A 13,236-nucleotide genomic window follows, 5' to 3' on the forward strand; every position below is an offset into this window, starting at 1 on the left:
GTGCACCTTTTCCAATAGCGAGTTCCCCTTGTCCCGGCCTTGTGCCGGGATTTTTTTTGGGGCTCAGCGCATGGACAGCAGGATGCGCACGTTGTCGTCCACCGGCACCACGTAGTCGTGGGCGGCGAGCACGGCATTGCCCTCCGGCCCCACCAGCTTCAGGCTCACGAACACCGATTGCGCCGTGGCGGCATAGGTTCCCACGACCACGGCCTGCGCGGCCTGCGCACGGCTCACGTCCCGCACCTCGCGCGACAGCAGCAGCTCACCCTGCCCGGGCACCATCACGAGGTTCTGCCGCAATTTCAGTTCGGTCACCCGCACGCCGCGCTGCACCAGCCGCCCGGCGATCTGCTCGGAGAAAAGGCGCCCCAGGCGCGACGCCTCGTCCAGCCGGTCGATGTGCACCAGCGTCGCCACCAGCACGGGCTGGCGCGGGTCGAGCTGCGGCACCTGCCGCAGCAGCGCATCGGCCGCGGCCTGGTTGGTCTCCAGCAGCGATTCCGCCGGCGAGCCGCCCATGCCCAGCGCGCCCATCACACCGCCACCCGACGGCGGCGCAGCCGCGGCGCCATAGTAGTAGCGGGCGCAGCCCGGCAGGCAGGCAACGGCGGCCAGGCCCAGGCCGCCCCTCAGGCCCATCCGCAGCCAGGCGCGCCGCGGAATCTGCCGCTGGATGGAATCTTCGTTCTTCATGGCGCCACCACCTGCCAGGTCCTGACCCCGGCCGTCGCCGGAATGCCCACCGCCGCAGGGGCCAGGGGCACGGGCGGCGGCGGCAGGTACAGCGCCGCGTCGGCCTGGTCGATGAAATAGACGTCGCTCGTGCGGGCCAGGTAGCGGCCTTCGCTCTCCAGCGAAGTGGTGACCAGGATTTCGGTACGCGCCGGCACGCGCACCAGGCCCTGCGGCGTGGAACGCGTGGCCGCAGGCACCAGCACCGGCTGCGCCGCCAGCAGGTAGTCGCCGTTTTCCATGGAGGCATCCCGCGCCACGCGCACGCCATCGCCGAGCAGCACCGGCCGCGCGCCGTCGCCGGGCGGCGCCACGTGCTGCACGAGCTGGACGTCCACGGCGAGCCGCACGCCGGAAGGCTGCGTGGACAGCGCCAGGCCGCGCTCGACCAGGTGGGTGATCAGCAGCGTCCGGAAGCCAGCGACGAAGCCGGGCACGTCCGGGCCATCGGACGCCGGCACCACGTAGATCGGATGCGCTCCCGCGGGCCATTCGCGCAGCTTCACGGCCGTGCGCTCCGCGACGTCCGCGGCCAGTACGTCCCAGTGGTGCACGGCCCGTGCCGTCTTCTGCGTGGACGGGGCGTGCGCCACCGGTTGCGGCAGGTCCGCAGGCGCCGCGCAGCCGGCCAGCCCCGCAGCGCACAGCAGCACGGCCGCCAGCGCCGGAGCGCTCCGGCGGGCGTTCGAAAACGGCGGAAATTCCGCAACGGGGGTCATGCGCTCGCACCTTTCCTCGGAATGCATGGCTGGATGCTAACGGCCGCGCGCCCGGCGAATGGGCGGAACAACGGCGCTTTCCCTGCCCAGTCCGGCGCCTGTTCGTCCCCGCCGACGGCGCCCCGCCGATGCCATGGCCGGGTGCCCGCCTACGCCCGCACGGGCTCCGGCCACGCCACAATCCGCGCATGCAGCTTTCCGCCCCCGCCCCGGACTCCCCGCCCGACACCACCGCCACGCGTGCCTCGGCACCTCCGCCCGCGGGTGACCCGCCTGCCGAACCACCGCCCGCCGGGGACCCACCGCCGACCTCGCCCCCTGCAGGCGACCCGCCCGCGCCGCCTCCCGGCCCGGCAGAGCCTCCACCGCCGCCCACGGACGCATCGCCGCCGTCCCCCTTCGTGCTGCAGATGCCCGTGGACGTGCGCAACCTCTCGCTCGCCCTGCTGGCTCTCTTCGCCGCCGTGGCCCTGCTGCACTGGGCCAGCGCCGTCTTCATTCCGCTGATGCTGAGCGTGCTGCTCACCATCGCACTCCAACCCATCGTGACCGCGCTGCGGCGCTGGTACATCCCGCGCTGGCTCGGCGCCGGTGTGCTGCTGCTGGGCATCGTGGGCGGCCTCGGCGGCACGGCCTGGTCGCTCTCCGACGGCGCGGCCGAGCTGGTGGACTCCCTGCCCGTCGCCGCCCGCAAGGTGCGCGATGCCATGCGCATGAACATGCGCGGACCGAGCCCGCTCGACACCATGCAGAAAGCCGCCAGCCAGATCGAGCAGGCCGCCACCGAAAGCATCCCGCCCCAGACGCGGCGGGGCGTGCAGCGCGTGGTGATCGAGCGCGCGCCCTTCAACATCCGCGATTACGTATGGACCGGCACCATGGGCCTGGTATCGGCCGCCGGCCAGCTCACCGTGGTGGTCTTCCTCACCTTCTTCTCGCTCGCCTCGGGCAACCTCTTTCGCCGCAAGCTGGTGCGCATCGCGGGCCAGAGCCTCGAGCGCCGCAAGATCACCATGGAAGTGCTCGACGACATCACCGGCCAGATCCAGCGCTACCTGCTCGTGCAGGTGGCCACCAGCGTGCTGGTGGGCATCGGCACCGGCGTGGCCTACGCGCTGCTCGGGCTGGAGAACGCGGCCGTCTGGGGCGTCGTGGCCGGCGTGCTCAACCTCGCCCCGTACGTCGGCTCCATCGTCGTCACGGGCGCCTCCGCCCTCGTCGCCTTCCTGCAGTTCGGCACCGTGGACATGGCCCTGGCCGTCGGCGGCGCCTCCCTGCTCATCCACACCATCGTGGGCAATCTGCTCACCCCGTGGCTCACCAGCCGCACCAGCCGCATGAGCCCTGTCGCGGTGTTCGTCAGCGTGCTGGCCTGGGGATGGCTGTGGGGGCTGTGGGGGGTGTTGCTGGGGATTCCGGTGATGATGGTGGTGAAGGCGGTGTGCGACCGGGTGGAGGATTTGAGGCCTATCGGGGAGTTGTTGGGGGATTGATTTTTTTTGGGGTGCGGGGGCCGGGTCTCGCCCCGGCGGGCGAGCTACTTTTCTTTGCTTCGCCAAAGAAAAGTAGCCAAAAGAAAGGCGACCCTGCTGGATGCGACCCCGGTCGCCCGAGAGGCGAACGGGGCAACCTGGGGTGCTCGGGGGGGGGGTGCCGTGGAACTCGCTGCGCGCTTGCGCGCTACGCTCGGACAACCACGGCAAGTCAGTTCACGAAGCGGGCGTGTCCTTCGGCACGCCCGCCACCCCCCCCCCTGCGCGCCCCAGGCGCATCCAGAAGGGGTGACTCGGGCCTTCGCGTTGCTCGGCCTCCAAGCCATCGCTACGCTCGGCCAAAGCCCCGGCGCTCTGCCCCAAAAAAACGGTGCGCGGTGCAACGCACTCGCGCACCCCAGGCCGAGCGAAGCAATGGCCCGTATGCTGCACCCCGCCCTCGTGTCTGCGCCGAGGAGCGCAGGGCGCGGGGCGGGCAGGCGTGCCGCAGGACACGCCTGCTTCGTGAACTGACTCGCCGTGGTTGTCCGAGTGCAGCGCGCCAGCGCGAAGCGAGTTCCACGGCGCCGCCCCGCGACCGAGCACCGCAGGCTGCCCCCTTCGCCCCTCCGGGGCGAAGGGGGTCGCAGACACCAGGGCTCGCCTTTTCTTTGCCTACTTTCTTTTGGCGAAGCAAAAGAAAGTAGGTGCGCCGCCGGGCGCACACCCCGGCCCCGGAAAAAAATCACCCCAACAACTCCCGCGCAGCCCCCTCGATCACACCGATCTGCCGGCACACCAGCGCCAGCTGCGTCTGCAGAATCCGCAACGTCTCCGCCGACACCTCCCCCGCACCACCATCCCCTCCCAGCGCCATGGCATCCGCCGCCTGCTCCAGCGCGGCCGCCAGCGCCTGCGCGCGTCCGGCATCCTCCAGCGCCGCGCCTTCCTGGCGGCGCAGTGCCGCCGCCAGAGACTCCAGCCGCTCGGCCGCGTGCGCCCCGGCCTCCTGGGCCAGGTCCGCGGCAGGGCCCGCAGGCCCCGCCCGGTGCGCGCCCAGGGCGGAGAGATAGCTCAGCAAGGTGTGCGAAGCCACCAGCATGCGCATGCCGGCCAGCGAATGCGAGCGCACGTGCCGCGGCTCCTGCAGCAGGTGCGAGAGCGTGGTGGAGAACGCCGCATCCGCGTTGTGCGCATTGCGCCGCGCGAGCCGGTAGTCCAGGTCGTCGGCCTTGCCGGTGGCGTACTGCGAGAGGATCTCGCGCAGGTAATGGGCATGCGCGGCCAGGGCCTGGGCCGCCACGGCTGCCAGGCGGCGGCCCTGCCAGTCCGGCAGCACCCACAGCATCGCCACCGCGGCGATGGCGCTGCCGATCATCGTGTCCAGCAGGCGCGGCAGGATCAGCCCGTGCGCCGCGCCGGTGGCCTGGTTGAAGCACATGAGCACCAGCAGCGTGATGGCCGCCGTGGCCGTGAGGTAATGGGTGGTCCGGGTGACGAAGAACAGCACCCCCGCCGCCACCGCGAAGAGCGCCTGCAGCGGCAGGCTCGGGAACAGCCGCAGCAGCGCCCAGCCCACGACCAGGCCGACGGCCGTGCCGGCGATGCGCTGCGCCACGCGCGCCAGGGTCGCGCCGTAGGTGGGCTGGCACACGAACAGCGTGGCCAGCGGAATCCAGTAGCCGTGCACGGGATCGATCAGCTGCATCACGCCGTGGCCCGCCGCCAGCGCCAGGGACAACCGCGCCGCGTGCCGGAACAGCGGCGAGCCGCGGTGCAACTGCGCCCGCACCCGGCCCCAGGCGTCGGCCAGCGAACGCGGCGAGCGGTCCAGCAGGCTGCTGTCTCCCACCCGCTCCCCGCCGTCGGGATGGGTCGCAGCGTCGAGCTGCGCATCGAGGGTGGCGAGGTTGCGCGCCAGCGCGCGCAGGCTGCGCAGGGGGCGTTGCCATTCGGTCCGGCCCTGGACTTCCAGGTAGGCGACCGCGTCGCGCAGGTCGGCCATGGCCCGCGCCACGGCACCGTCCCGCTCGAAGGGCTGGTGCATCTGCAGCGCCTGGGCGATGCGCGCGCATTCCACGCCCTGCAGCTGCAGCACGCGCTGGCAGCGGTACAGCACATCGCTGTGGAACAGCACGTCTGCCCACTCGTTGTAATGGTGGTGCGAGGAGCTGGCCCGCTCGTGGATGTCCTGCGCGATGAAATAGAGATTCAGGTGCCGCAGCATCCGCCCCGTCGGCAGGTCGCGCGCGCCGGCGCCCCAGCGGCTGAAGATGCTTTCCTTGGTGGCATTGAGGGCCGCCACCAGGCGGCCGTTCGTCTGCGCCAGCGCCAGCCGCCGACGCTCCACGTCCACGCTGCGCACCGGCTCGAACAGGCTGGCCTTGAGCCGCAGGTAGGCGCCCAGCTGGTCGTAGAGCTCCGCCAGGTTCTGCCGCACCCTCTGGTGCGGGAACGCCGCGCACCACAGCAGCGACAGCAGCGCATACCACGCCGCGCCGGACAGCAGCAGCAGCGGCACATGCCAGGGGCCGCCTGCAGGCACGTGCCCGGCGACCGTCCCCGGGGATGCACTGATGGCCGCGTAGAGCGCCAGGATCACGGTCGCCGACGCGATGGCCCGGTAGCGCTCGCCGATGGCGCCCAGCATCGTGAAGCCGAAGGTGGAACACGCCAGGCCCGCCACGAACCAGGCCGGGTGCGGAAGCAGCAGCTCCACGGAGAACGCCGCCAGCGCGAAGCACGCGAGCATGACCAGCACCGCGCGCAGGCGCCCGCGCCAGCTGTCGTCGGTCTCGGCGATCGCGCTGGCGATGATGCCCAGGAAGAGCGGCGTCACCAGCGCCACCTGGTCACGCCACCAGCACAGCGCCATCACGCCACTCAGCGCGATGAAAACACGCAGGCTATAGACGAAGGCGTCCTGCGCCCACAGCCGGCGCAGCCAGCCGGCCCGCCCACGCTCCGCCGCCGGGCCCGCGGCTGCGGCCGCGGCCATCGTGGTTGTCGTTGTTCTCGGTTCCATTCACGCTGCCTTCGCCGGTGTCCATGCACGGCGCCATCGCGCGCCGGCACCATCGTGAGCAAGAAGCAGGCCCGGGCCTTCAGCCGGTATTGCGCAGGCCCGCCGCAATGCCGTTGATGCAGATGTGGATACCGGTCTGCACGCGCTCGCTGCCTTCGCCCGCGCGCCAGCGCCGCACCAGTTCCACCTGCAGGTGGTGCAGCGGATCGATGTAGGGGAAGCGGTGGCGGATCGAGCGCGCCAGCGCCGTGTTGTGCGCCAGCCGCTGCCGGTCGCCGGTGATGCGCGCCAGCGCATCCACCGTGCGCTGCCATTCGGCCTCGATGGCGCCGAACACCTTGCGCCGAAGGCGCGCATCCGCCACCAGTTCGCTGTAGCGCGACGCCAGCGCCAGGTCGCTCTTGGCCAGCACCATGTCCATGTTGGACAGCAGCGTGCGGAAGAACGGCCACTGCCGGTACATCTTCTGCAGCAGCGCCATGCGGGCCTTCGGGTCCTCGTCCGCCGCCTTCACGAAGGCCTCCACGGCCGATCCGAAACCGTACCAGCCCGGCAGGGTGAGCCGGCACTGGCCCCAGCTGAAGCCCCAGGGAATGGCGCGCAGGTCCTCGATCTTCTGGCTCGGCTTGCGCGAGGCCGGGCGCGAGCCGATGTTGAGCTCGGCGATCTCCCGGATCGGCGTGGAGTTGAAGAAATAGTCGGCGAAGCCCGGGGTGTCGTACACCAGAGCCCGGTAGGCCGCCATGCTCGCCTGCGAGAGTTCGGCCGCGGCCTCGTGGAACGCCTTGGTGGCGGGCTTGGTGGGCTGCAGCAGCGTGGCCTCCAGCGTGGCGGCCACCAGCGTCTCCAGGTTGCGCCGACCGATCTCCGGGTTGGCATATTTGGAGGCGATCACCTCGCCCTGCTCGGTCAGGCGGATCTGCCCGCGCACCGTGCCGGGCGGCTGCGCCAGGATGGCCTGGTAGCTCGGGCCGCCGCCGCGCCCCACCGTGCCGCCGCGGCCGTGGAAGAGCCGCAGGCGGATGCGGTGGCGCGCCTCCAGCACGTCGAACAGCTCCACCAGCGCGATCTCGGCGCGGTAGAGCTCCCAGTTGCTGGTGAAGATGCCGCCGTCCTTGTTGCTGTCGGAGTAGCCCAGCATGATGTCCTGCTCGGCCCCGCCGCGCTGCACCATGGCCGCGAAGCCCGGCACCTCGTACAGCGCCCGCATGATGGGCTGCGCGTTGCGCAGGTCGCCGATGGTCTCGAAAAGCGGCACCACGATCAGGTCGGCGCGCGCATCGGCGCCGTCCAGCGTGCCGTGCATCAGGCCCACCTCCTTCTGCAGCAGCAGCACCTCGAGCAGGTCGCTCACCGTCTCGGTGTGGCTGATGATGTAGTGCCGGATGGCCTGGGCGCCGTAGCGGTCGCGCATGCGCCGCGCCGTCTCGAAGATGGCGATCTCGCCGCGCGTGTGCTCCGAATACTCCGCTCCCACCACGCGCAGCGGCCGGGCGTCGCACAGCAGGCGCACCAGCAGGGCCTGGCGTGCATCCTCCGGCAGGGCCGCGTAATCGGTCTCGATCCGCGCCGTAGCCAGCAGCTCCGCCACCACGCGCTCGTGCTGGTCGGAGCTCTGCCGCAGGTCCACCGTGGCCAGGTGGAAGCCGAACACCTCCACGGCCCGCACCAGCGGATGCAGCCGCTGCGCCGCCAGGGGCGCCCCGCGGTGCGACCGCAGCGAGGCCTCGATGACGCGCAGGTCCGCCAGGAACTCCGAGGCATCGCCGTACGGGTTCTGGGGCGCCACGGCATGGCGCGCCGCCTCGCCGCCTGTCAGCTCACGCAGCGTGGCCGCCAGGCGTGCATAGATGCCGGTGAGCGCGCGGCGGTAGGGCTCGTCCTGGCGGTGCTCGCTGGTGTCGGGCGAGCGCTCGGCGAGTTGCTCCATCTCGGGGGAGACCTGCACCAGCCGTGCCGACAGCGACAACTCGCCCCCCAGGTAATGCACCTCGGTCAGGTAGTGGCGCAGGGCCACTTCGGCCTGGCGGCGCAGCGCGAGCGCCAGCGTTTCGGCGCTCACGTTGGGATTGCCGTCGCGGTCGCCGCCGATCCACTGGCCCATGCGCAGGAAGCTCGCCACCGGCTGGCTTCCCAGCGCCCGCTCGAGGTCCTCGTACAGGCGCGGGATCTCGCGCAGGAAGGTCGATTCGTAATAGGAGAGCGCATTCTCGATCTCGTCGGCCACCGTGAGCTTCGAGTAGCGCAGCAGCCGGGTCTGCCACAGCTGCGCGACGCGGGCGCGCAGCCGCGCCTCGTTGGCCGCCAGTTCGCGCGGCGTGAGCGCGTCGCGCGCGGACTTGTAGAACAGCCCCCGCGCCTGGATCTCGTCGCGCTCGGCCAGCAATTCGGCGATGTCGCGCTCCGCATCCAGGATGCTCTTGCGCTGCACCTCCGTCGGGTGCGCGGTCAGCACCGGCGACACGTAGCTGCGCGCCAGCGTCTGCGCCACCGTGCGCGGCGCGATGCCCGCCCAGCGCAGCCGGGCCAGCGCCACCTCGATGCTGCCTTCCTGCGTGCTGCCGGCCCGCTCGTGCACGGTGCGGCGCCGGATGTGGTGCCGGTCCTCGGCAAGGTTCGCCAGGTGGCTGAAGTAGGTGAAGGCGCGGATCACGCTCACCGTCTGGTCTCCCGACAGGCCCTTGAGCAGCTTCTTGAGCGCCTTGTCCGCCTCCTGGTCCGCGTCGCGCCGGAAGGCCACCGACAGCTTGCGCACCTGCTCCACCAGGTCGTAGGCGGCCACGCCCTCCTGCTCGCGGATCACATCGCCCAGGATGCGCCCGAGCAGGCGGATGTCCTGGATCAGCGGCTGGTCCTTGTCGGCGCGGCGTCCGGGCGACGGAGCGGCCTGCGGCTCGGACACGGGATCGGTCTTGCGGGAAGGCGTCGCATTCATGCGGAAAGGTCTCCTGGAGGCGCCCCGGCGGAACGACGGGTGCTGCGGCGCAGCATGCTAGCATCCCCGCCAGGCCCGCCGAGCCTTCCGCCCGCCCGGCCTGGAACACCGCGATGCACCCCACCTCTCCCTCCACGACCTCCGCCGCCTCCGTCCTCCCTCCCATCGTCATCGCCACGCGCGAAAGCCGCCTCGCGCTCTGGCAGGCCGAGCACGTGCAGGCCCTGCTGCGTGCGCGCGGCCACGCCGTCGAACTGCTCGGCATGACCACCAAGGGCGACCAGATCCTCGACCGCACCCTGTCCAAGGTGGGTGGCAAGGGCCTCTTCGTGAAGGAACTGGAAGTTGCGCTGGAAGAAGGCCGTGCCCACGTGGCCGTGCATTCGCTCAAGGACGTTCCCATGGAACTGCCCGAGGGCTTCGAGCTGGCCTGCGTGATGGAGCGCGAGGATCCGCGCGATGCCTTCGTCTCGCCCCGCCACGCCTGCCTGGCCGACCTGCCCCAGGGCGCCGTGGTCGGCACCTCCAGCCTGCGCCGGCAGGTGCTGCTGCAGGCGCTGCGCCCCGACCTCGACATCCAGCCGTTGCGCGGCAACCTCGACACCCGCCTGCGCAAGCTCGACGAAGGCCAGTACGACGCCATCGTGCTCGCGGCAGCGGGCCTCAAGCGCCTGGGCATGGAAGACCGCATCCGCGCCCTGTTCGAGCCCGACGAGATGCTGCCGGCCGCCGGCCAGGGCGCACTGGGCCTGGAGGTGCGCTCCGAGCGCCACGACCTGCTGCAGGCGGTGGCCCCGCTCGCGCACCAGGCCACCTGGCTCTGCGTGGCCGCAGAGCGCGCCGTGAGCCGTGCACTGGGTGGCAGTTGCTCCGTGCCGCTCGCGGCCCACGGCCGGTGGACGGACGCCGGCACCCTGCGCCTGGACGGCGCCTGGGGCGACCCCGAAGGCATCCGCCCCCTGGTGCGCGTGCAGGTGTCCGCGCCGGTCGCCTCTTTGCCCGAAGCCGAGGCGCTCGGCTCCGCCGTCGCGGCGCGGCTGCGCGCGGACGGCGCGCAGATCCCTGCCTGACCGCCGAGCCCACCCGCCGAGCCCGCCTCCACCCGTGCACCGCGCCCCCCCGCCTGCGGCCCCGCGCCGCGCCATCGTCACCCGCCCGGAGCGCGACGCCACGCAGTGGGTCGTGCACCTGCATGCGCGCGGCATCGACGCCGTGGCCCTGCCCCTCATCGCCATCCGGGGATGCGCCCATCCCGAAGCCCGCGCGGCACTGCAGGCAGCCCGCGAAGCCTGGCCCCGCTGGCGCGCGGTGATGTTCGTGAGCAGCAACGCGGCCCACTATTTCCTTGATCCGCCAGGAACGGGCGCCGCACTCTTCGCCGGCGATCCGGCCGCGCTGCCGCGGATCTGGGCGCCCGGCCCCGGCACCGCCCAGGCGCTGCGGCAGGCCGGCGTGCCCGCGGAAGCCATCGACCGGCCCGCGGCCGAGGCCACGCAGTTCGACTCCGAATCCCTCTGGGCACAGGTGGCGCCGCAGGTGCGGCAGGGCGACCGCATCCTCATCGTGCGCGGCGCGCAGGCCGACGGCGACGGCACGGACACCGTCGCAGGCACGGGGCGCGAATGGCTCGCGCAACAGATCGCCGCGGCCGGCGGGCAGGCCGAATTCGTCGCAGCCTATGAACGCGGCGCCCCCGACTTCAGCGCAGAGCAACTGGCCCTCGCCCGCGCCGCGGCCACGGACGGCTCGCTCTGGCTTTTCAGCAGCTCCGAGGCGGTGGCCCACCTGGGCGCAGCACTGCCCGGGCAGGACTGGTCCGGCGCGCGCGCGCTCGCCACCCACCCCCGCATCGCGCAGGCCGCGCAGGACGCCGGCTTCGGGGCCGTGCGCCAGTGCCGCCCGGCCCTGAACGACGTGGTCGCATCGATAGAATCCCACCCATGAGTTCCGAGCCCCACCACGCACCTTCCGCGCCTCCCGCAACCCCGGCGCCCCAGGCCTCCGGCGTGCAGCGCGCCGTGCTGACGCTGCTCGGCGTCGTGGCCGTCGCCGGCCTCGCGACCAGCGTCATGCTGTGGCAGCGCCTCGGCAGCATCCAGGAGCAGCTCGCACGCCAGTCGGCCGATGCGGGCGCGCAGTCCATCGAGGCCCGCACCCTCGCCAACCAGGCGCTGGACATGGCGCGCGACGTCTCGGCGCGCATCGCCGTGAACGAAACCCGCGTGAGCGAAGTCGCCCTGCAGCGCAGCCAGCTCGAGGAACTCATGCAGAGCCTCTCGCGCTCGCGCGACGAGAACCTCGTGGTGGACATCGAATCCGCGCTGCGCCTCGCGCAGCAGCAGGCCCAGCTCACCGGCAGCCTGGAGCCCGTGATGGCCGCGCTCAAGAGCGCCAGCCAGCGCATCGAGCGGGCCGCCCAGCCGCGCCTGGCCCCCGTGGCACGCGCCATCGGCCGCGACCTCGACCGCGTGGGCTCGGCGCAGGTCACCGACACCGCCGGCCTGCTGGCCCGCCTGGACGACCTCATGCGCCAGGTGGACGATCTGCCCCTGCAGAACGCCGTGGCCCAGGCTGCGGCCACGCGGCGCATGAATGCCGCCGCCCGCCCGTCCGAGGGTGCGCCGGCGCCCGGTGCCGACGGCACCCTGCCCTGGTGGCAGGCCACGCTGCAGCGCGCCTGGGAAGTCGTGCGCGACGAGGCCCGCCAACTGCTGCGCGTCACCCGCATCGACCGCCCGGAGGCCATCCTGATCGCCCCCGACCAGGCCTTCTTCCTGCGCGAGAACCTCAAGCTCCAGCTGATGAACGCCCGCCTCGCGCTGCTCGCGCGCCAGTACGAATCGGCACGCGCCGACCTCTCCGCCGCGAACAACGCCCTGGGCCGGTACTTCGATCCCGCATCGCGCCGCACGCAGACGGCAGCCACGGTGCTGCAGCAGGCACAGGTCCACCTCAAGGGCGCGGCCCTGCCCACGCTGGACGAAACCTTCGCCGCGCTGGCCACCGCCGCCGCCGGCCGCTGACCCGCGCAGGAGACCACCGACCCATGCGCGCAGCACTCTGGTTCCTGGTACTTTTCGGCACGGCCGTGGCCGCCGCCCTGTTCGCGGGCAACAACCAGGGCACCGTTACCCTGTTCTGGCCACCCTACCGCGTGGACCTGTCGCTCAACTTCGTGCTGCTGCTGTTCTTCGGCGGCTTCGCGATCCTCTATGCCGCACTGCGCGCGCTGTCCGCGCTGCTCGAACTCCCGGGCCAGGCACGGCGCTGGCGCGTGCAGCAGAAGGAACGCTCCATGCACGCGGCCCTGCTCGACGCACTCTCGCAACTGCTGGCCGGGCGCTTCCTGCGCTCGCGCAAGGCCGCCATGGCCGCCCTCGCCCAGGAAAACGCCCTGGAAGCCGCCGGGGAAGCCGTGCCGCACGGGCGCCAGCTGCGCACGCTGGCCCACCTCGTCGCTGCCGAAAGCTCCCACGCCCTGCAGGACCGCGCCACCCGCGAGGCCCACCTGCGCAACGCCCTGGACAACATCCCGGCACGCGCTCCCGTGAGCGAGCTGGAACTGCGCGAAGGCGCCCAGCTGCGCGCAGCCCGCTGGTCGCTCGACGAACGCGACGCAGCCACGGCACTCGAGCACCTTGCCGCCCTGCCCCAGGGCGCGGCACGGCGCACGCTGGCGCTGCGGGCGCGCCTGAAGGCCACGCGCCTTTCGCACCAGACCCAGGAGGCACTGGAAACCGCGCGCCTGCTCGGCAAGCACCGCGCCTTCTCGCCCGCCGCGGCGCAGAGCATCGTGCGCGGGCTCGCCATCGAACTGCTCAACGGCGCGCACGACCCCGCCCAGTTGCAGCAGACCTGGATGGCGTTCGAGCCGGCGGAGCGCGCCATGCCCGAACTGGCCATCCATGCCGCCCAGCGCCTCACCGCCCTGGGCGGCGACCACGGCCAGGTGCGCACCTGGCTGCTGCCTGCGTGGGAGCGCATGGTGGATGCCGCCGATCCGCTGCCCGACGCGCATGCGCTCAAGCTCGTGCGCGTGCTGGAAAGCAACCTCGACGCGCTCGACGCGGCCTGGCTGGCACGCATCGAATCCGCCCAGCAGGCCAATCCGCGCGATGCGCGCCTGCAGTACCTGTCCGGCATGGCCTGCCTGCGCCGCCAGCTCTGGGGCAAGGCCCAGCAGCTGTTCACCCAGGCCGCCCAGCAGCTCGACGAAGGCCCGCTGCGCTGCCGCGCCTGGCGCCACCTCGCCGAGCTCGCGGAACAGCGCGGCGACACGGAAGCCGCCGCCACGGCCTGGAAGCACGCCGCACTGGCCTCCTGAGTCCTGGGCAGAGGTCCTGGCGGCCG

At 72.2% G+C, this 13,236-nt stretch carries 9 protein-coding genes; 5 read left to right on the forward strand and 4 right to left on the reverse strand.

All coding sequences use genetic code 11. The features are described from left to right. Positions 1 to 63: 63 nt before the first annotated feature. Together ACAV_RS15650 and ACAV_RS15655 are read right to left on the reverse strand one after the other, a co-directional pair. Positions 64 to 696: a FlgO family outer membrane protein gene (locus ACAV_RS15650; protein ID WP_013595549.1), complete on the reverse strand. Its 633-nt coding sequence runs from the start codon at positions 694 to 696 to the stop codon at positions 64 to 66. After that, a complete protein-coding gene (locus tag ACAV_RS15655; protein ID WP_041829263.1) occupies positions 693 to 1,454 on the reverse strand; it encodes a hypothetical protein in 762 nt (253 codons plus the stop codon). The genes ACAV_RS15650 and ACAV_RS15655 overlap by 4 nt, the downstream gene beginning before the upstream one ends. Positions 1,455 to 1,642: 188 nt before the next feature. On the opposite strand from ACAV_RS15655, the gene ACAV_RS15660 reads away from it, so the two are divergent. Next, on the forward strand, positions 1,643 to 2,947 hold the full coding sequence (locus ACAV_RS15660) for an AI-2E family transporter (RefSeq protein WP_013595551.1): 1,305 nt from the start codon (positions 1,643 to 1,645) through the stop codon (positions 2,945 to 2,947). A gap of 724 nt (positions 2,948 to 3,671) precedes the next feature. On the opposite strand, the gene yccS is transcribed toward ACAV_RS15660, so the two are convergent. After that, positions 3,672 to 5,924: a YccS family putative transporter gene (gene yccS / locus ACAV_RS15665; protein WP_013595552.1), complete on the reverse strand. Its 2,253-nt coding sequence runs from the start codon at positions 5,922 to 5,924 to the stop codon at positions 3,672 to 3,674. 106 nt (positions 5,925 to 6,030) lie between these two features. After that, positions 6,031 to 8,886 (reverse strand): phosphoenolpyruvate carboxylase, encoded by a 2,856-nt coding sequence (gene ppc, locus ACAV_RS15670; RefSeq protein ID WP_013595553.1) that lies wholly within the window; start codon positions 8,884 to 8,886, stop codon positions 6,031 to 6,033. Between the two features lie 113 nt (positions 8,887 to 8,999). On the opposite strand from ppc, the gene hemC reads away from it, so the two are divergent. From hemC to ACAV_RS15690, 4 genes are read left to right on the forward strand one after another with little or no spacing between them, the layout of a single operon-like run. Continuing rightward, complete coding sequence (gene hemC / locus ACAV_RS15675; protein ID WP_013595554.1) at positions 9,000 to 9,956, forward strand: hydroxymethylbilane synthase; 957 nt, start codon at positions 9,000 to 9,002, stop codon at positions 9,954 to 9,956. A 34-nt stretch (positions 9,957 to 9,990) separates the two neighbouring features. Then, complete coding sequence (locus ACAV_RS15680; RefSeq protein WP_013595555.1) at positions 9,991 to 10,830, forward strand: uroporphyrinogen-III synthase; 840 nt, start codon at positions 9,991 to 9,993, stop codon at positions 10,828 to 10,830. Continuing rightward, positions 10,827 to 11,909, forward strand: coding sequence for a uroporphyrinogen-III C-methyltransferase (locus tag ACAV_RS15685; protein WP_013595556.1), 1,083 nt, complete (start codon positions 10,827 to 10,829; stop codon positions 11,907 to 11,909). Before ACAV_RS15680 ends, ACAV_RS15685 begins: the two co-directional genes overlap by 4 nt. A gap of 23 nt (positions 11,910 to 11,932) precedes the next feature. Beyond that, on the forward strand, positions 11,933 to 13,210 hold the full coding sequence (locus tag ACAV_RS15690) for a heme biosynthesis protein HemY (protein WP_013595557.1): 1,278 nt from the start codon (positions 11,933 to 11,935) through the stop codon (positions 13,208 to 13,210). Positions 13,211 to 13,236: the final 26 nt, after the last annotated feature.

Origin of the sequence: Paracidovorax avenae ATCC 19860, from assembly GCF_000176855.2 — a bacterium.
Lineage (GTDB): Bacteria > Pseudomonadota > Gammaproteobacteria > Burkholderiales > Burkholderiaceae_C > Paracidovorax > Paracidovorax avenae.

Excerpts from the sequence above, each read along its gene's own strand:
- ACAV_RS15650 (WP_013595549.1), bottom strand. The coding sequence starts at position 696 with ATGAAGAACGAAGATTCCATCCAGCGGCAGATTCCGCGGCGCGCCTGG.
- ACAV_RS15655 (WP_041829263.1), bottom strand. The coding sequence starts at position 1,454 with ATGACCCCCGTTGCGGAATTTCCGCCGTTTTCGAACGCCCGCCGGAGC.
- ACAV_RS15660 (WP_013595551.1), top strand. The coding sequence starts at position 1,643 with ATGCAGCTTTCCGCCCCCGCCCCGGACTCCCCGCCCGACACCACCGCC.
- yccS (WP_013595552.1), bottom strand. The coding sequence starts at position 5,924 with ATGGCCGCGGCCGCAGCCGCGGGCCCGGCGGCGGAGCGTGGGCGGGCC.
- ppc (WP_013595553.1), bottom strand. The coding sequence starts at position 8,886 with ATGAATGCGACGCCTTCCCGCAAGACCGATCCCGTGTCCGAGCCGCAG.
- hemC (WP_013595554.1), top strand. The coding sequence starts at position 9,000 with ATGCACCCCACCTCTCCCTCCACGACCTCCGCCGCCTCCGTCCTCCCT.
- ACAV_RS15685 (WP_013595556.1), top strand. The coding sequence starts at position 10,827 with ATGAGTTCCGAGCCCCACCACGCACCTTCCGCGCCTCCCGCAACCCCG.
- ACAV_RS15690 (WP_013595557.1), top strand. The coding sequence starts at position 11,933 with ATGCGCGCAGCACTCTGGTTCCTGGTACTTTTCGGCACGGCCGTGGCC.